This is a genomic window from Gymnodinialimonas sp. JB5-7, assembly GCF_055693405.1.
The window spans coordinates 1921233-1938343 of record NZ_JBVFUX010000012.1 but is presented as its reverse complement, the minus strand read 5'-3'; the positions used below and the strand labels follow the sequence as shown (position 1 = coordinate 1938343).

General features: G+C 63.3%; 19 protein-coding genes, 1 tRNA gene and 7 pseudogenes. 12 read left to right on the top strand and 15 right to left on the bottom strand.

Annotation, left to right across the window (positions count from 1 at the left end):
* Window positions 1-285 precede the first annotated feature (285 nt).
* From ACZ1HK_RS18410 to ACZ1HK_RS18390, 5 genes are all read left to right on the top strand, one after another.
* Window positions 286-990 (top strand): hypothetical protein, encoded by a 705-nt coding sequence (locus ACZ1HK_RS18410; protein WP_472629908.1) that lies wholly within the window; start codon window positions 286-288, stop codon window positions 988-990.
* 111 nt (window positions 991-1101) lie between these two features.
* On the top strand, window positions 1102-1437 hold the full coding sequence (locus ACZ1HK_RS18405; protein ID WP_472629907.1) for an amidohydrolase family protein: 336 nt from the start codon (window positions 1102-1104) through the stop codon (window positions 1435-1437).
* 90 nt (window positions 1438-1527) lie between these two features.
* A complete protein-coding gene (locus ACZ1HK_RS18400) occupies window positions 1528-1935 on the top strand; it encodes a hypothetical protein (protein WP_472629906.1) in 408 nt (135 codons plus the stop codon).
* Complete coding sequence (locus ACZ1HK_RS18395; RefSeq protein ID WP_472629905.1) at window positions 1910-2149, top strand: hypothetical protein; 240 nt, start codon at window positions 1910-1912, stop codon at window positions 2147-2149. Before ACZ1HK_RS18400 ends, ACZ1HK_RS18395 begins: the two co-directional genes overlap by 26 nt.
* Window positions 2146-2277 carry a hypothetical protein gene (locus tag ACZ1HK_RS18390; RefSeq protein ID WP_472629904.1) on the top strand — a complete coding sequence of 44 codons (132 nt, stop codon included), beginning with the start codon at window positions 2146-2148 and terminating at the stop codon, window positions 2275-2277. The genes ACZ1HK_RS18395 and ACZ1HK_RS18390 overlap by 4 nt, the downstream gene beginning before the upstream one ends.
* Window positions 2278-2281: 4 nt before the next feature.
* Here the strand turns inward: ACZ1HK_RS18390 and ACZ1HK_RS18385 are convergent, their stop codons facing one another.
* Window positions 2282-3463: an alpha-D-ribose 1-methylphosphonate 5-triphosphate diphosphatase gene (locus ACZ1HK_RS18385; RefSeq protein ID WP_472629903.1), complete on the bottom strand. Its 1182-nt coding sequence runs from the start codon at window positions 3461-3463 to the stop codon at window positions 2282-2284.
* A 99-nt stretch (window positions 3464-3562) separates the two neighbouring features.
* On the opposite strand from ACZ1HK_RS18385, the pseudogene ACZ1HK_RS18380 reads away from it, so the two are divergent.
* A pseudogene (locus ACZ1HK_RS18380) lies at window positions 3563-4143 on the top strand (DUF1045 domain-containing protein).
* Here ACZ1HK_RS18380 and phnN read toward each other — a convergent pair.
* The 11 genes and pseudogenes from phnN to phnG form a co-directional block, all read right to left on the bottom strand.
* A pseudogene (gene phnN / locus ACZ1HK_RS18375) lies at window positions 4125-4649 on the bottom strand (phosphonate metabolism protein/1,5-bisphosphokinase (PRPP-forming) PhnN); the annotation flags it as partial. The pseudogenes ACZ1HK_RS18380 and phnN sit on opposite strands and share 19 nt — an antisense overlap.
* 17 nt (window positions 4650-4666) lie before the next feature.
* A pseudogene (gene phnL / locus ACZ1HK_RS18370) lies at window positions 4667-5344 on the bottom strand (phosphonate C-P lyase system protein PhnL).
* A gap of 11 nt (window positions 5345-5355) precedes the next feature.
* Entirely contained in the window at window positions 5356-6126 is a 771-nt protein-coding gene (phnK, locus tag ACZ1HK_RS18365) for a phosphonate C-P lyase system protein PhnK (RefSeq protein ID WP_472629902.1), read from the bottom strand.
* Window positions 6123-6692: a histidine phosphatase family protein gene (locus ACZ1HK_RS18360; RefSeq protein WP_472629901.1), complete on the bottom strand. Its 570-nt coding sequence runs from the start codon at window positions 6690-6692 to the stop codon at window positions 6123-6125. The genes phnK and ACZ1HK_RS18360 overlap by 4 nt, the downstream gene beginning before the upstream one ends.
* A complete protein-coding gene (locus ACZ1HK_RS18355) occupies window positions 6689-6958 on the bottom strand; it encodes a hypothetical protein (RefSeq protein WP_472629900.1) in 270 nt (89 codons plus the stop codon). The genes ACZ1HK_RS18360 and ACZ1HK_RS18355 overlap by 4 nt, the downstream gene beginning before the upstream one ends.
* The gene (locus ACZ1HK_RS18350) at window positions 6939-7238 is read right to left on the bottom strand and encodes a transglutaminase domain-containing protein (protein WP_472629899.1); all 300 of its coding nucleotides are present in this window, start codon (window positions 7236-7238) and stop codon (window positions 6939-6941) included. Before ACZ1HK_RS18350 ends, ACZ1HK_RS18355 begins: the two co-directional genes overlap by 20 nt.
* Window positions 7239-7390: 152 nt before the next feature.
* Window positions 7391-7552 carry a hypothetical protein gene (locus ACZ1HK_RS18345; RefSeq protein ID WP_472629898.1) on the bottom strand — a complete coding sequence of 54 codons (162 nt, stop codon included), beginning with the start codon at window positions 7550-7552 and terminating at the stop codon, window positions 7391-7393.
* Window positions 7549-8436 carry an alpha-D-ribose 1-methylphosphonate 5-phosphate C-P-lyase PhnJ gene (locus ACZ1HK_RS18340; protein ID WP_472629897.1) on the bottom strand — a complete coding sequence of 296 codons (888 nt, stop codon included), beginning with the start codon at window positions 8434-8436 and terminating at the stop codon, window positions 7549-7551. Before ACZ1HK_RS18340 ends, ACZ1HK_RS18345 begins: the two co-directional genes overlap by 4 nt.
* Window positions 8433-9526 (bottom strand): annotated as a pseudogene (locus ACZ1HK_RS18335) (carbon-phosphorus lyase complex subunit). The gene ACZ1HK_RS18340 and the pseudogene ACZ1HK_RS18335 overlap by 4 nt, the downstream one beginning before the upstream one ends.
* Before the next feature lie 4 nt (window positions 9527-9530).
* Window positions 9531-10085 (bottom strand): phosphonate C-P lyase system protein PhnH, encoded by a 555-nt coding sequence (gene phnH / locus ACZ1HK_RS18330; protein WP_472630875.1) that lies wholly within the window; start codon window positions 10083-10085, stop codon window positions 9531-9533.
* Window positions 10086-10100: 15 nt separating this feature from the next.
* The gene (phnG, locus tag ACZ1HK_RS18325; protein ID WP_472629896.1) at window positions 10101-10577 is read right to left on the bottom strand and encodes a phosphonate C-P lyase system protein PhnG; all 477 of its coding nucleotides are present in this window, start codon (window positions 10575-10577) and stop codon (window positions 10101-10103) included.
* A 93-nt stretch (window positions 10578-10670) separates the two neighbouring features.
* On the opposite strand from phnG, the gene phnF reads away from it, so the two are divergent.
* Complete coding sequence (phnF, locus tag ACZ1HK_RS18320; protein ID WP_472629895.1) at window positions 10671-11381, top strand: phosphonate metabolism transcriptional regulator PhnF; 711 nt, start codon at window positions 10671-10673, stop codon at window positions 11379-11381.
* A gap of 247 nt (window positions 11382-11628) precedes the next feature.
* Window positions 11629-12408, top strand: a pseudogene (locus ACZ1HK_RS18315) (protein NO VEIN domain-containing protein).
* 754 nt (window positions 12409-13162) lie between these two features.
* Here ACZ1HK_RS18315 and ACZ1HK_RS18310 read toward each other — a convergent pair.
* From ACZ1HK_RS18310 to rarD, 3 genes and pseudogenes are all read right to left on the bottom strand, one after another.
* A pseudogene (locus ACZ1HK_RS18310) lies at window positions 13163-14426 on the bottom strand (DUF6538 domain-containing protein).
* Between the two features lie 141 nt (window positions 14427-14567).
* Window positions 14568-14657: transfer RNA gene (locus ACZ1HK_RS18305), tRNA-Ser, on the bottom strand.
* A 47-nt stretch (window positions 14658-14704) separates the two neighbouring features.
* Window positions 14705-15585, bottom strand: a pseudogene (rarD, locus tag ACZ1HK_RS18300) (EamA family transporter RarD).
* A 149-nt stretch (window positions 15586-15734) separates the two neighbouring features.
* On the opposite strand from rarD, the gene ACZ1HK_RS18295 reads away from it, so the two are divergent.
* The 4 genes from ACZ1HK_RS18295 to ACZ1HK_RS18280 all read left to right on the top strand — a co-directional run bounded on the left by ACZ1HK_RS18295 (window position 15735) and on the right by ACZ1HK_RS18280 (window position 17044).
* Window positions 15735-16073 (top strand): ArsR/SmtB family transcription factor, encoded by a 339-nt coding sequence (locus ACZ1HK_RS18295; RefSeq protein WP_472629894.1) that lies wholly within the window; start codon window positions 15735-15737, stop codon window positions 16071-16073.
* A complete protein-coding gene (locus ACZ1HK_RS18290) occupies window positions 16066-16299 on the top strand; it encodes an SRPBCC domain-containing protein (protein WP_472629893.1) in 234 nt (77 codons plus the stop codon). The genes ACZ1HK_RS18295 and ACZ1HK_RS18290 overlap by 8 nt, the downstream gene beginning before the upstream one ends.
* A gap of 37 nt (window positions 16300-16336) precedes the next feature.
* On the top strand, window positions 16337-16546 hold the full coding sequence (locus ACZ1HK_RS18285; RefSeq protein ID WP_472629892.1) for an SRPBCC domain-containing protein: 210 nt from the start codon (window positions 16337-16339) through the stop codon (window positions 16544-16546).
* Window positions 16547-16612: 66 nt separating this feature from the next.
* Window positions 16613-17044 carry a VOC family protein gene (locus ACZ1HK_RS18280; RefSeq protein WP_472629891.1) on the top strand — a complete coding sequence of 144 codons (432 nt, stop codon included), beginning with the start codon at window positions 16613-16615 and terminating at the stop codon, window positions 17042-17044.
* Window positions 17045-17111 lie beyond the last annotated feature (67 nt).

Sequence of the window (17111 nt, the reverse complement as noted above, 5' to 3'; positions counted from 1 at the left end):
TCAATGACACTGAGTGACTATCTTTTAACCGCCTGAAAAACCTTTATTTTGACTCGCCTGATCATTTCCGACAGCGGGTCGGATAATGAATTGTTCACGGACAATTCGCCCAGTTCGTCGGTTTATTCCGGCCCCAAACGGGGGGCTGGTCACCTTACCCGAGATTCGCGGAAAATGGGCCCATCGTGGGGCCAAATTTGTCACCAAACGTTCATCACACCGAAATCTTTGCGTTACGCAGCGCCCGATAGCAGGGGCCTCTGCAGCATCAAAAAGGGGGCCACGATGCTCGACCGCAGCGATTCCGAAACCTTGATCCTTCGCGACGCGCGCATTGTCACGCCGACCGGCATTTCAGAGGGCAACCTCGCCATCGAAGGGGGCCTTATTGCGGGTCTGACCGATGTCGGCGCGGGCGATGCACTGGACGGCGCTTACCTGATCCCCGGTATCGTGGACGTCCACACCGACCATGTGGAGCGGCACACCCACCCCCGTGTCGGCGTCATCTGGAAGTTTCTTCCGGCGCTGCTGGCCCATGATGCCGTGGTCATCTCGGGCGGCACGACGACGGTGTTCGACAGCCTCTCCGTCGGGGCCTCCATGCAAAAGCAGGAGCGTCGCGAATTGCTGGAACCGCTGGTCGCTGCTCTTGTCGACGCACAGGTCCGCGATCTGTTCCGCGCCGACCACCTTCTGCACCTGCGGTGCGAGATTTCCGACCCCGCCACTCCGGCGCTTGTCGATGCCACCATCGACCTGCCGATGACCCGGTTGATCTCGGTGATGGACCACACGCCGGGCGACCGACAAAGCCCCGATGTCGACAAATGGTTCTGGCACATGATCCGCGACATGGAGGTTGATGAGGCCGAGGGACGGCGCATGATGGATGAGGCTGTTCGACCGCTCCAAGGCCCATGGCGCGTCCGTCCGCGCCTATTGCGTGGCGGCAGCCAACCGCACAGGCGTGCCGTTGATGAGCCATGACGATGCCTCCGGTGCCCATGTCGATCAGGCCAAATCCGAGGGCTGCGTGATCTCGGAATTTCCCACCACGCTTGAGGCCGCGCGGCGCGCAAAGACACCGACCTGAAGGTTGTGGCAGGCGCCCCGAACTACCTGCGCGGCGGGTCGCAATCGGGGAACGTATCGGTGGCCGAGCTTCTGTCCCACGGGCTCGTTGATATCCTGGCCTCCGATTACATCCCGCGCTCGCCGCTCGATGCGGCCTTCGTCATCGCCGCCGACCCGGCGCTGCCCTACGATCTGCCGCAAGCCATCGGCATGGTCACGCGCGCGCCCGCGCATCTGGCGGGCCTGTCGGACCGTGGCGTGATCGAGTCCGGTGCGCGGGCCGATCTGGTTGCCGTCCGCGTTGAACAGGGTCAGCCGCTGGTGCAGGCGGTCTGGCGCGCCGGGAAACGGGTGTTCTGATGGCCGATCTACCCTTGCCTATCGGCGCTGCGCTGAATGTCGCTGACCTGCCCACCTACCGCGATTGGCTGATTGACGGCCAACGCGACCTTGAGATTCCAGGATTTCTGCGCGCCCGAGATTTTGCTTGGCGATTGGCAACCGCTCGTCGCCCAGGCCCGTGCGCATCTGCACGGGTTCGAAGGGCGCTTAGGCATCCACGGCCCGTTCTACGACCTGCCGCTGGACATCAAAGACCCCGAGCTTGCGCCGATCCTGTCACGCCGGATGGTCACTGCGGTGGACGCAGCCGCCGCGCTTGGGGCCACGCAGATGGTTGTGCATTCGCCCTACAAGACCTGGGATTGGTTCAACTTCGGAAACAATCCGCGCGTCGGCAACACGCTTTCTACAGCCGAGGCAACAATCGACCGCGTGCACCACAACCTGCGCGCCGCCGTGACGCAGAGCCGAGGCGGAAGGGATCACGCTCGTGATCGAGAATATCGAAGACATTGACCCATCGTGGCGCCGGGCGCTTGCGACCAGTTTTGGCTCGGATGCCGTGCGGCTCTCCATCGACACCGGCCACGCCCACTACGCCCATGGCACGACCGGCGCGCCGCCGGTGGATTACTTCGTGACGGATGCGGGCGAAATGCTGTCCCATGTGCACCTTCAGGATGCCGATGGCTTTGCCGACCGCCATTGGCCCCTGGACGCGGAACGGTGAACTGGCACGCGGTCTTCCGCGCCTTAGCAGCCCTGCCGCAGCGCCCGCATCTGGTTCTGGAGTTGCGCGACGCGGGCGATATCCCGGCGGCCATAGCTTATCTGGAAGGCGCAGGGCTTGCCTGCTGAACGCCTAGGCCACCCGCCGACCCGCCGACCAGACTTCATGCAGGATCGGCACGCCGCCCTCGGTGCGGTACCGGATCAGATCTGCCCTTTGACCGCTGGCGATCTCACCGCGATCAAGCAGACCGGCCGCGCGTGCGGGCGCGGACGAGACGGTGCCCATGGCACGCGGCAGATTGTTCCACAGCTCGCCCAGTTTGACCGCCGAATAGAGCAGCGCCGAGGGCACGTAGTCCGACGACAGGATATCCAGAAGCCCCGCCTCGGCCAGGCTCTCCGCCGCGACATTGCCGGAATGCGACCCGCCCCGGATCAGGTTCGGCGCGCCCATGATCACCACAATGCCATGGTCATGGCAGGCGCGGGCAGCAGCCAGCGTCGTGGGGAATTCCGCCAGGGCGATGCCGTACCCCGCAGAGCGTTCGACATGTTCCACCAGCGTATCGTCGTGGCTGGCCAGAACCGCCCCGAACCGGGCTGCCGCCGCCGCCGCCGCCGCCTCGTGTTCGTCGCGCACCTTTTCGCCGAGCGCCTGCCGGGTGCGCACATGCTCGGCAAAACTTGCGTCGGACATGGCATATTTGCCCTGCATATACGTGGCGTACTGCCCGATGTCGGCAAATTGACGTTGCCCGGGCGTGTGATCCATCAGGCTGACGATGCCCACGCGATCATCCGGGCCGAACTGCGCCAACTCGTCGATCAGGGAATGCGAGCAAACCTCGGCGCGCAGGTGTAGGTGATGGCTGATCTTCAGCGCACCGCTGGCGCGCACGGCAAGCACCTCGTCCGCCAGATCACGGGCATAGCGCGACCAGCCGGTGCCCGCTGTTCCTTCGATCGAGCCCACCCGGATCGCATCGAACACCGTGGTGATTCCGCAGGAGGCAAGCTCCGCATCATGGGCCACAATCGCCGCGTTATGGGGCCATTGGACCGCCGGACGCGGGCGGATGTGACGCTCCAGATTGTCGGTGTGCAACTCAACCAGCCCAGGCGCGATCACATCGCCACCGCAGTCGGCAGCCCCGGCAGGCACCTCTCCGCCCTCCGCCACCTCCGCGATCTTGTCCTCGATCAGCGTGACCCGCCCCCGGAACACGCCCCCCGGCGCAATCACTTCCGCATTGGCAAGAACAACAGGTTCGGCGATGACAGCAGCATCTTCAGGCATAGGATCCTCGGGCATGGATAACTTCAAACGATACGGGCTTTACGTGGTGCCACAAGGCCGCTTTTCGACGCGGCCTCGGCTTGGCTCGGCTGGGATAGCGCGGCGGGCGAAACGGTGCCGCACCCGGATGTGGCAGGCTTGCCGGAACCCGTCGAGGCTCTGACATCCACCCCCCGCAAATACGGCTTCCACGGAACGATCAAGCCGCCGTTCACCCCGCTTGCAGACGGGCAAACAGCAGACGCGTTGCACGAGGCCGCAACGCGCTTTTGCACCGAGCAGGCCCCGGTCGCGATACCCGCACTGGACGTGCGCCGCCTGGGCGGCTTCGTCGCCATCGTCCCCACCGAGCCGTCGCCAGACCTCGCCGCTCTGGCCTCTGCCACGGTCGAGGCCCTTGACCCCTTCCGCGCGCCGCCGTCGGACGCGGGTTGGTCAAACGCCGCAAGGCGGGCCTGAGCGACCGGCAAGAGGCGCTGTTGCAGCAATGGGGCTACCCCTACGTGATGGAGGAATTCCGCTTCCACCTGACGCTGACCGGCCGCACCGAACAGGCTGAGGCCGTCCGCACCGCGCTTGCCGCGCATCTCAAACCGGTCCTGCCACGGCCCTTCCACATCGACAGTCTTGCGTTGATGGGCGAGGACGCCAACGGCGGGTTTCACCTGATCCATCGCTACACCCTTTCCGGGTAAAGCGCCGCCGCCGCCGCCGCGACGCTTACCGCGAGCGGCCCGGAATTGTCGATTGTGATGGTCTTCAACCCCACCGGCATCACCGGCTTGGGCCGCGCCAGGCGGCGATCAATCTCGCGCCCCTTTTCGCGCCCGCGCTGCGCCAATCGCCGGGCCAGGATCTTGGGGCTTGCCGTGACATGCAGCACGATCAATTCGTCAAAGGTATCATCCGCCGCCTGCAACACCCCACGCGACAGGTTTGCCAGGGCATCCTGCCCACTGGCCAGCACCTTACGCACGTCATTGGGGATGCCATAGCTCAGGCCGTGTGCCTTCCAGTGCAACGCGAAATCGCCACCGGCGGCCCGCGCCGCAAACAGGCTTTCGGAGACGTGTTCATAATCCTCCCCGCCCAGTTCGGGGGATCGGGTAATCACGCGCTTTACGCGGTGCAGGTCAGACCGTGTCGTGCAAAGCCCTTCCATTAGGCTGTCCTTGCCGACACCGGACGGTCCGACCACCGCGATGAAGCGCCCCGCCATTACGCGGCCTTCGGCGTGAAGGCCGAGACGTCGACTTCCCGATCCGCTACGCGGGCGCGGGCCTCTAGATCGTGGAAGATGCCAACGATGGCAGCGCCCCCGCTTGGCCTCTTCAATCAGCGACAGGACCGTTTCGCGGTTCGTCGCGTCGAGGCTGGCGGTTGGTTCGTCCAGAAGCAGCGCCGGATAACTATGGGCAAAGCCGCGCGCGATGTTCACGCGCTGCTGCTCGCCGCCCGAAAACGTGGTGGGCGACAGCGACCAGAGCCGCTCGGGGATGCGCAGCCGCTCCAGCAAATCACGCGCGCGCGCCTTCGCGTCGTCTTCACTCCAGCCCACGTTCAGCAACGGCTCGGACACGACATCCAGAGTCGGCACGCGCGGCACCACCCGCAGGAACTGGCTGACATAGCCCAGACCCTCGCGGCGCAAATGCAGGATCTCGCGCGGCTCGGCGCGGGTGATGTCCACATCCCCGATCCTGACCGACCCGCCCTGGGCCAGATAATTTCCGTAGAGAATGCGCATGACCGTCGATTTGCCCGCGCCGCTTTCACCGGTCAGCGCCACGCATTCCCCGGAGCGACCGAGAATCCGGCCCCCTCGATCACGGGGATCACGGCGGCCTCCTGATTGTGCAGGGTGAAAGTCTTGGTCAAATCTTCTACATGAATCATCGTTTCTCTCCTCAGACCTGCAGCACCGAACTGACCAGAAGCTGCGTGTAGGGGGCCTGCGGGTCGTCCAGAACCTGATCGGTCAAACCCGTCTCGATGACATGGCCATCCTTCATCACCATCAGCCGATCCGCCAGTAGGCGCACCACGGCAAGGTCATGGGTGACGACGATGGCCGAAAGCCCCATCTGGCGCACCAGCCCGCGTAGAAGGTCCAGAAGCCGCGCCTGCACGCTGACATCGAGGCCCCCGGTCGGTTCATCCATGAAGATCAGGCGCGGGCCGGTCACAAGGTTGCGCGCGATCTGAAGGCGCTGCTGCATCCCGCCGGAAAACGCGGCGGGGCGGTCATCCACACGCTCCCCCGCGATCTCAACCCGGTCCAGCCAATCGAGGGCGTGCTCGCGGATCTCGCCATAATGCCGTGCACCCACGGCCATCAGCCGCTCGCCGACATTGCCGCCGGCGCTGACCCGCATCCGCAATCCGTCACGGGGGTTTTGGTGTACGAATGCCCAATCGGTGCGCCCCAGCATCCGTCGCTCCGGCTCGGACATCTGCAGCACATCCCGCGGCCCCTCGGCGCGGGTGTCGAAGACGACCTCCCCGCGATCCGGCGGCAAATGCCCCGCAAGGCAGTTCAGCAGGGTCGATTTGCCCGAGCCACTCTCGCCCACAATCCCCAGCACCTCGCCGGGATAAAGGCTGAACGAGACATCGGCACAGCCGATGCGAGCGCCGTAGGCTTTGGTCAGGTCCCGTACGTCCAAAAGCGGTCTCATATCGCCCTCCATTCCGTCGGCGCGCTTGATTGGGCGCGGTTGAATGCAAACCAGCAGCCGCCGCCAGGATGCGGCTGACCTTCTGATCTTGTGATCCCAACGCCGCGCAGGGCGCAGCGCAGCAATGTGCCGACCGCACCATGGGCGATGATCAACACGTCGCCGCCGGGCGCGGCGTCCAGCACCGCCTTGGCGGCGCGAACGATCCTGCCTTGGGCAGCCCGTGCTGTTTCCCAGCCCCGAACCGAATCGTCAGGTGCGGCGAAAAACTGGTCAACGACGGACCAGAACTCTTGCGGCGGCAAATAGCCCGTTGCGGAACGGTCGTTTTCGCCCAGATCCGGGTGAGTTTCCACGTCAAGGCCGCGCGCTTCTGCCACCAGTACGGCTGCGTCACGGGCCTTGCGCTCCGTGCTGGCATAGATCGAGCGGACGCAGTCCAACTCCGAGTCCTGCGCGAAACGGGCATGGCGCGCGCGCCCCTGGGCGTTGAGCCCCCAATCCGGCACGGGCACCGACGTGTCGATTTCGACTTCGGCATGGGTCAGGAAAAGGGCGCGGCTCATGCGGCACCTTTGGTTTGAGATAGGACAGGATCGTCCTGCAAACGGGCGGTCAGGTTGACATATTCCGGTGCTTCGCCCGGTGTCAGACGCATCGGCTCACCCAGAAGTTTCAGCGACACGGCCCCCATCGACGTCACATAGCGATGGCCCATGGAATGCGTGACCGCCACCCGGGCCCCTGGCCGAGGGTTCAGCGCGGGTCGCGTCGGACCCAGGCGCGCCTTCAGATGATGGGCGATGTCCCATTCAAGGAGGCTCTCCCCCATGGCGTGTGGCAACCCAGCAGTGGCCGTCATCCGTTATGCCTCCCCGCTCTTGCGGAAAGAAGTAGCCGTAAAGGTAAGCCGCCTCATACCCGGCCGCGCGCAGACTGGCGACGAGATAGGTGTTGATGTCCACACAGGAGCCTTCAGTCAAACCGCAGGCAAGATGCGGGACCGCGTCCATTCCGTCCGTGAAGCGCACCTCGGGATGGGCATAGGCAAAACGCGCCTCAGCCTCGGCGACAAGGGCGGCGATCCCGTCCGCCCCGCCACCTGCGCGCACGGCGACATCCCGGCTTGCAGCAGCCAGGTCCGCCGCTGCGCGCGTGTCAGGGCGTATCGCGCGGCTGGAAGGCGGTTTCGGGATAGCGTGCCGCCGATCCGCCCGTTTCGATCGCGTAGTCCAGGGAAACGGTTTCCTTCTGCGGCACGATTTCAACGGCGCTCAGGCCCAGGCTCCACCTCTCGCAGGGTGCGCGTGACCAGTCCGCCATCGACCGTCAGGCCCGTGATCGCGGTCCCTTGTGTGGCCGTGCCCACCGGCACCAAAAGCGGCGCATCATCGGGGCATTCCACTTTCACCGAAAGCCGTGTCATTCGCCGACCGCCCCGAGATGAGTGTCTTGCGCACCAGACATCTCACCCGTGAAGCCCGCCGCCCGCCTGCTGCCGCAGAAATCGGTGTCGGAACAGACGAACATCCGCCCGCCCTGATCGTCGGTAATGACCTCATCGAGATAGCTGTCCTCCGCACCACACAGCGCGCAGGGATGCGGCGCCTTGGAGGGGTCGAACGGATGATCCTCGAAGTCGAGGCTCACGACCTTTGTATAGGGCGGCACCGCGTAGATACGTTGCTCGCGCCCCGCACCGAACAATTGCAGCGCGGCGCCTTCCATTTTTGGGTTGTCAAATTTCGGGATCGGCGAGGGGTCCATGACATAGCGATCCTCGACCCTCACCGGATAGGCATAGGCCGTGGCAATCTCACCATGGCGCGAGATGTCTTCATAAAGCTTCACATACATCAGCCCGTATTCTTCAAGGCTATGCATTTTCCGGGTCTCAACCTCAGACGGTTCAAGAAAGCGCAGAGGCTCGGGGATCGGCACTTGGTAGACGAGGATCTGGTCCTCGGTCAGCGTCTCTTCGGGGATGCGGTGGCGGGTCTGTATGACGGTGGCTTCGCCAGTTTTCTCGGTTACAGCGACTTGCGCCGTCTTCTCGAAAAACTTGCGGATCGAGACGGCGTTGGTCGTATCATCGGCCCCCTGGTCGATCACCTTCAGCGTATCGTCGGGCGTCAGACAGGCGGCGCTGACCTGAACTCCGCCGGTGCCCCAACCATAGGGCATCGGCATCTCGCGGCTGGCAAACGGCACCTGATAGCCGGGCACCGCCACGCCTTTCAGGATCGCGCGGCGGATCATGCGCTTGGTCTGCTCATCGAGATAGGCGAAGTTGTAGGCTTGGTCGGTCATTCCGCGGCCTCCTGATGCTGGGCAGCCATGGCCTCCGTCCGCAGGCGACGGATCAGTTCAAGCTCCGACTGGAAATCGACGTAATGGGGCAGCTTGATGTGCTCCAAGAAGCCCGAGGCCTGCACATTGTCCGCATGATAGAGGACGAATTCCTCGTCCTGTACCGGGGCGCCCACGTTGTCCTCGCCCAACTCCGCCCACCGCATCGCGCGGTCGACCAAGGCCATGGAGATCGCCTTGCGCTCACAGCGACCAAAGGTCAGCCCATAGCCCCGGGTGAATTGCGGCGGCTCGGTTTTGGAGCCGGTGAACTGGTTGACGGTTTCGCATTCTGTCACCACCGCCTCGCCGATTTCGATGGCGAACCCCAGGCCTCGGGGATATCCATTTCAACCGTCACGGTGCCGATCCGCAATTCGCCCACAAAGGGATGGTTGCGCCCGTAGCCGCGCTGGGTGGAATAGGCCATCGAAAGAACAAAGCCCTCGTCCCCCCGGCTCAGCGCTTGCAGGCGCAGCGGGCGGTCGGTCGGAAAATCGAGCGGCTCTCGCGTCAGGTCGCGGGGCGTGTCCGTACCTTCGGGTTCGCGCTGGATCAGATCCTCTTGCGCGAGAAAGTCGGTGACATGGGGCAGATCGCCCGCATCCGTCACCGCCTCGGGCGCTTCCTGCGGCTCCAGCCCTTCGGCGGCAAGGGCGAAATCCAGCAGGCGGTGCGTATAGTCGAAGGTCGGCCCCAGAACCTGCCCGCCGGGCAAGTCCTTGTAAGTGGCCGAGATGCGCCTGTCACACGCCATGGCGCCCGTGTCGATGGGCGCACTCGCCCCGAAGCGGGGCAAAGTGGTGCGGTAGGCGCGGATCAGGAAGACCGCTTCGATCATGTCACCCCGCGCCTGCTTGATCGCAAGCGCGGCAAGGTCCGGATCATAAAGCGAGCCTTCCGCCATCACGCGGTCCACGGCCAGCGCCAGCTGCTCGCGGATCTGACCAGTGGACAATTCGGAGATGTCCACATCCCCCCGGCGCTCTTCGGCAAGCCAGGTATGGGCATTATCAATCGCCCGTTCTCCGCCTTTGACGGCAACATACATGACCCTATCCCTCCGTGACGCGGGTGGAACGCGGCAGGCCCGCAACGCGCGCCCCGCAGGTGAAGAAGAAATCGAGGCCCAGGGGAAACTGCGCCCGATTGGCCTGGAAGGCCGCGACCTCTGGCAGGTTCAAATGCGCCGTGTCCTTGATCCCCGGCCCGGTCAGAACCGCGCCTTCAGCGTCCAGCGTTGGCATCTCGACAATCAGCGTGGCCGCGCGATCCGGGTAGGCCGGGGTTCCCACGGCATAGGCGCCAAGCGGTGCAAGCGCGTCCCACGTTCCGATGGCAAATACCGCATCCTTTGCCGCCGCGAAGGGCGCGCCGGTCTGGAAGGTGATCCAGTCGCGAAGCGCCTCAGTGTCGTGGGACGGCGCTACGTAGAGCGGCGTGGTCGGATCGCACAGCGTGACGATCAGCGTCGCCGCTGCGGCGGAGCATGGGGCCGGAGCCGTTGCCCCTTCAATCTGGCGAATGGTGCCGGGGCGCGACAGGGCATCAAGCGCGGCACGGAACGCAAAGGCGGCATCCCGTGCAGGATCGGCAAGGCCCCCGTCCAGAACAGCATTCTCGCATCAACCCTCTCCTCGAACCATGGTGAAGAACTCGACTTTCGTTGCCGCAGCCTTGGCGGCCCTTGCCGCACGCGCGCTTTGGGCGGCCTCCTCAAGGGGCGTCGTAACAAGGTCGTCTACACTTTCGGCAACCCCATCCTCGGCCATCGCATCCAGAAGCGCGGCCATCCGCGCCGCCCCTTTCGAGCGGCCCTGCACATAGCCATGGCCCACCGCTCCAGAAGGCAGGCGCACCGACATGCGGGTCACCGACATCTCCCCCAGGTTGAAGGGCGCACCGGAGCCTCCCGCCCGCCCCCGCACCATGCTGGTCCCGACCTCCGGCGCGCGCAGCACGGTGTAGTCGGCGATCGGATGGGCCGCGGCGAAACGCTCGAACAGAGGGGTCAGCGCCTCCTCCCCCGCCTTGGCAAAGACCGACAGGCGGCGCTTGCGGGCGGCCACAGAGGGGGAGAGATCAGATTGAGAATTCGACATCTTGCGGACTTGTCTATTTTTATACAACTATACAAACCTGCTACGGCCGAATCTGGTCCTAGTGCAAGCTTTGTAGAATGAAAGTTTCATGACATGGGACGCACTGCCCTTTGGACTGCCATCCGCGATACGCTGGTCTGTGACATCAGCGAAGGCCATTACCCGCCAGGCCAGCGCTTGCCGACCGAGGTGCAACTGGCCGAACGCTTCGGCGTGAACCGTCATACGGTCCGCCGTGCCATCGCCGATATGGCGGAGCAGAACATCGTGCATTCACGGCGCGGGGCCGGTGTGTTCGTGCGCCATGTGCCCACACCCTATCGCATCGGGCGTCGCACCCGGTTTCGACAAAACCTGTCGGATGCCGGTCGCGTGGCCGAGCGTCGCGTCCTGTTGCTCGAGACACGCGGAGCCAACGCGCAAGAGGCCAAGGCGCTGGGCTTGACCAAAGGCGCGGCGGTGCATGTCTACGAAGGCGTAAGCCTGTCCGACGGCGCGCCGCTTTGCCTGTTCTGTTCGGCGTTTCCGGCGGACGCCTTCCCCGACCTTCTGGCGCACCTGACGGACCAAGGTTCCGTCACTACTGCATTGGCATTGCAAGGCGTCCCGGACTACACGCGCAAATCGACCGAGATCACGGCCAAGGCGGCCTCAAAAACCCACGCAGCCCTGTTGGAGGTTCCGGTCGGGGATCCTCTGCTGCGCGCCGTGGGGATCAATGTCGATGCAACCGGCAGACCCGTCGAATTTGGCCGAACGTGGTTCGCTGCCGACCGTGTGACCCTGATCATGGGTGAACCGTGAAACGCGATTGCGTTCAATCAGACGCCGCGAACGTTCGGCTGACGCAATGAGCGGAGCCGTTGGCAACTTTGATACAGCGCGCAGGTTCGATGGTTTCGCCAACGGGCCCCGCACGCAGCGCCACTGCATCGAAAGTCTCCTTCCCACCCATCGTGACACAATTCAGACCTTATCTTAGCCTGGCGTGACGTTGAGCCAAGCGTGGACGGATACCGAGAATGACCTGATCGTCGCGGAGTATTTCGCGATGCTGGCTAACGATGTGGCGGGTCGTCCTCACAACAAAGCTGCACATCGGCGGCAGCTTCTGCCGCTCCCTTAACAACCGTTCGGAAGGGTCGGTTGAATTCAAGAATCAGAACATCAGTGCCGTGCTCAAGGGGCTCGGTGAGGGTCTGGATCACCGGGTACAAGCCCGCGTTCAACTTCCAGTCAAGCTTGATCGACGCCGTCGCACGCTAGTTGGCGATGAACTCAGACTGGGCGCATCGCACACCTTCTTCCCGGCCGATGGAAGGCATGGCAGAGGCGGCGCAACTCTGGGTCGGGCCTGCACCGACTCTGACCAACCAGCCCCGCCCGATGAGAGCTCGAGCAGATGCTCCACATCGCCCGAAAGTTCGACGTGGCCGCACAGCAAGATCGCAACCGCGCCCTCGGCAAGGCTGGAGAAGAGCGCGTTTTGAAACACGAACGCGACACTCTGACTGCAGCGGGGCGGAAAGATCTTGCGCAGCAAATCCGTTGGGTCTCGGAAGAAGACGGGGATGGCGCGGGCTATGATATTGCCAGTTTCGATGCGGACGGGCGGCAGCGTCTGATCGAGGTCAAGACCACGAACGGGTGGGAGCGAACGCCATTCCATATCTCGCGCAATGAGCTTGCCATGGCAGAAGACCGGCGCGAAGAGTGGTGTTTGTTCCGTCTCTGGAACTTCGCGCGAACTCCCAAAGCGTTCGAGTTACGCCCGCCGCTAGACGCACATGTGTCGCTGACCGCGACCAGTTTTCAGGCAAGCTTTCATTGAGTTGCTTCGGCGAGACGCGGCCTGGAAACAGGCTCATCAACGGAGCGCAAGATAAAAGAGGTGCTGCATTTGGCGTGCAAGCATCTGTTGAGAATAGGCTTTTTGCGCCGCAGCACTAGGATCCATGCGGCAGGATGCCACACTAAGCTATTGGCTTCATGCAATAAAATGCGCCACAGCACTCCGAGAGAAGTAATTCACTGGCACTGAGATTTGCTCTCCATTTCAGATAGTTGCTGGATTTTCTGGCACTGCGGGCTTCGAGCAGGCACGCAAATACATAAACGACAACAACAACTTGGCACGCCACCGTGCCAGCCTCTTTATCTTGCGATACATCCTGATGGGCTCGGAGCGCCTGCCATGCGATCGATTTGACCACCCCGGCGCGCCCATTTACTGCGCCTGTGAGCAGCCGCCAGGAGTGGGGCGCTTGAGGAGGCCAACCGTCCGATTTGCGCGCCGCTGCTGGCCGCATTGCGACCAACGCCTGTCGCCCCTGCACAGCGCCCCTCGATGGCTCCATGCTGATAGGCATGAAGACGCCGCTGTCCTCTCGAAGATCCTGTGCCAATCCGACCCAGTCGGTCGATGCCGCGCGGATCGAGGCGGCATTGGTGAAGGTGGCTGCGCTGGTCGCAGAAGACCCTACCTTCGCGCCGATCTTCGAGCGGTTGGAGGCGGAATTAGCCGCAACCGCGAAGGAGGAGAGCAGGATGTCAGAAGCGCAACGCAGGGCGCGGACGCTGCTGGCTCAGAAAGCGATGCGAGCGACGAGTTCGGCGACATGTTCCAGTGAAGCGCCCTTGCCATACCGTTCCCGGTCAAGCCGATGACCGAAAAGGTCGCGCCTGATCCGGTCGTCGATCCCGGCGGCAAGCATCCGATCCTCGAAGGCATGCCGCAGCGAATAGAAGGAGTGACGGGGCGTTTCGAGCAGACCATTCGTGCGCAGGAACTTGTTCACGACCGCGCTCAATGTGGCGCGGTTGCGGTAGCGGGGAAGCCCTCGGGGTATTGCTTGAAGGCCTCAAGCGACACACCGGTCAACGGAATCACGCGCCGGGCGAAGTGCGACTTCAACTGTCGGCCATCGGCTTCGATCGAGATATGCGGCACGTCACAGTCCAGCTTAATCGTGTCTGCCGTCAACGCGCCCCCTCGGATGGGCGGTAACCGGTGTTGACCATCCCGAGAAGAATACCGCGCGCCTGATCGTTCAGCCCGTCCAGTGCACCCGGGCCGAGCAGGCGTGTCCTGATCCACCCCTCGCTGAACGGCGGGCGCGTCTGCTTCTCGCCCTCCTTGAAGGACAACTCACCCAAGGGCAGCGACAGCCCAAGCCGCTTCATCGTGTTCACAGTCTTCAACACATCGCCGAGATGGATCAGGTCCTTGTTGGCCGAGTTCGCCGTGACCTCGTCCGCCTCGATGCGGTCTAGCCAGTGCTGGCGGAAGTCCAGCATATCGTCGCGGGTGATATTGGAAAGGTCCTTGTCCCCGACGATGGCAACGAAATTCTTGATGGCTTTTTGCGAGGGCCTCCCAACGGCGCAGTTGGTCCTCGCTTTTGCCAAATGTCTTTTCGCGCGCCAGCGTCCAGTAGAGATCGAGCGCCTTGGTGACCGTGATGCGGGGTTCAGGAACAGTGCCGAGAAGAGCGGCGGCCTCGACGGGGTCGGGCTGGTTTGCGGGGCCGGAATGGCCTCGACGCGTGCGACAACATCCTCGACCGGCAGTTTGGCCACATTCCCCGCGTCCAGATAGCGAAAGCCTCGTGCCCGGGCGAGGTCGCGGGCAGTTTCATAGCGCGCCTCGGCATCTTCACTGTTCCCGGCCAAACGCGCTTCCCAAGCCTCAACCATCTGAGACCACGCGCGATCCGCCTTGCTATGGGCGACCATCTCGGAATCGGTATGCAGGCTAATCCAGACCGTTTCGCGCGGCTCGACTTCGCGATACCGGCGCGGGACGCGGCGGCGGAGATGGTAGAGGCGGCCTCTTTTTACGATGCTCATGGCGGAAGCCCTCCGCGTTTGTGCAGCAAATTGTGTAGCAAAATGTGCAGCAAATCAAGCGGACCGAACACCGCCATTAGCGCGAAGACGCCGAATTCACCCCACTATCAGTATGTTGTGCGATAGCGATCTTGAGAAAAATGGCGGAGACGAAGGGATTCGAACCCTCGAGACGGTTTCCCGCCTACTCCCTTAGCAGGGGAGCGCCTTCGACCACTCGGCCACGTCTCCGCCGATCCGTCTATAAGTGCCAATCAAGGATGACAAGTCTCAATCCGTCAGGCCCGCGCTTCCCGGATCAGCGCCACCGAATAGAGCGCCAGCGCGCCCCAGATCATCGGAAACGCAATTGCGCGGGCCGTGCCGAAGGGCTCCCCAAACACGAACAAAGCCACCAGCATGATCAGCGTGGGCGCGATGTATTGCAGGATGCCGATGGTGCTCAGCCGCAAAAGCTTCGCGCCGTTGACGTACAGGATCAGCGGCACCGCCGTCACCACACCCGCGCACATCAGTAGCCACGTATCGCGCGCCTCCCCCAGAAACGCGCCATCGCCGCCCAGCCAGACCAGATAGGCCAAGGCCGGCACGCTCAGGATCGCGACCTCCAGAAAGAACCCCTGGTTCGGACCAATCGGCAAGCGCCGCTTGCAGAACGCATAGCCGCCCCAGCTCAACATCAGCGCCAGCGCGGGCCACGGCAGGCTGCCCTGCGCCACGGTCAGAACCACAACTGCAACCGCCGCCAGGGCCACGGCCGCCCACTTCAAAGCGCTCAACTTTTCGCCCAGCAACACCGCCCCGAGGAACACAAGGAAAAGCGGGTTGATGTAATAGCCCAGCGCTCCGTCCAACGCGCGCTCATTGGCAATCGCCCAGACATAGACGCCCCAGTTGATCGAGATGAACACGCTCGTCAGCGTGGCCATGGCCAAAAGCTTCGGGCGACCGAAACGCGGCCTTCAGATCCGCCGTCCGCCCCGTCACCCAGATCAGCAACCCGATCAACGGCAGCGACCACACCACCCGGTGCGCCACGACCTCTGCGGCGGGCAAATGCTCCAACGCCTTGAGGTACAAGCGGCAGCCCGCCCCACAGGACGTAAGCACCAACCGCATAGCCAAAGCCTGCGGGCGTGTCTTCGGAAGAGGCGCTCATGGATATCCTTCCTCGCCCGGCACAGTCGGGCAGACGCGCACCTGACTGCAATTCCAAGCCCTTGGCAATTCAGGAAGCATGATACAAAGGATCACGCCCGCTTAATTAAGATATTGCTTAATTAAGCGACTCACTTAATAAAAGACATTATGACCCCCGATAACCAACTCGACGCCACCCTCTCCGCCCTGGCCAACCCAACGCGTCGCGCCATCCTCGCGCGGCTTGCCACCGGCCCCGCGACGGTCAACGACATCGCGGAACCCTTTGACATGAGCCTGCCCGCGATCTCTCAGCATATCCGCGTGCTGCAAAAGGCGGGCCTGATCGAGCGCTCTCAAAACGCGCAATTCCGGCCCTGCACGCTGAATGCTGCTCCCCTTCAGCAGATCGCCGACTGGACCGAGCAATACCGCCATATCTGGAGCGCACGCTTTGATGCGCTCGACACCGCCCTTTCCAACATGAAGGACCAAGACAATGACTGAACTCGCAGGCTTCGTGCGCATCGAGCGCCACTTCGACGCCCCCCTCGACATGGTCTGGCGCTTCTGGACCGAGGCTGACCTCTTCATGCAATGGTATGGCCCCATGGGCATGTCGGTGCCCGAGGCCCAAATGGACGTGACGGTCGGCGGTACCCGGCGGGTGACTATGCAGATGGACCGCCCCGACCGCTCCATGACGATGTATTTCACCGGCGAACTATACTGAGGTCACGCCAAAGACCCGCCTCGTCTATACCGAGGCGATGTGCGACGCCGACGGCACCATCCTCTCCCCCGCCGCCATGGGCATGCCCGACGGCACGCCCGAGATGACCGAAGTGCACGTGGAGCTATCGGAGGACGGCACCGGCACCCGCATGGTCATGCGCCACATCGGCGTCCCCGCAGGCTCGCCCGGCGAAGGCGGCTGGATGCAGGCCTTCGACAAGCTGGCCGAGACGATGGCGGCTTGATCCCTACGTGACATTTGGCGCGGAACCCGCAGGATGGCGACAACAATCCGATGGGAACCGCGCCAAATGAAACTCGAATTCCACCACATCAACTTCGTCTCCGATGATGTCGACCGGATGCACACCTTCTACACGCAGGTCCTGGGTCTCGACGATATGCCCGCCAGTCAGTTCCCGAGGACCGAGGCGAAGGATGGCAAAGGCTTTAACGGCCCGATCCGTTTCGCCACAGACGGCGCGATGCAGATGCACCTGGCCGAGCGTGACTTGAACATCGCCTTCCACAACGGCCAGGTCATCAACCCGATCGAGCGTGGGCATATCGCCTTCCGCACCGACGATCTGCCCGCTTTCCTCGCCATGCTCGACGCGCGCGGCATTCCCTATTCCGACTACGGCACCGCCTTCTCCGCCGAATGGCATCAGGTCTTCTTTCACGACCCAGAGGGCAATGTGATCGAGGTGCACCAGCAGGTCGGCAGCGCACCTGTCGCATAAAACTGCACTTTCTTTGCGTTCTTTTTCAGCGGCTTAGAAGAAATTCCCCAAGAAAATCACACAAAGG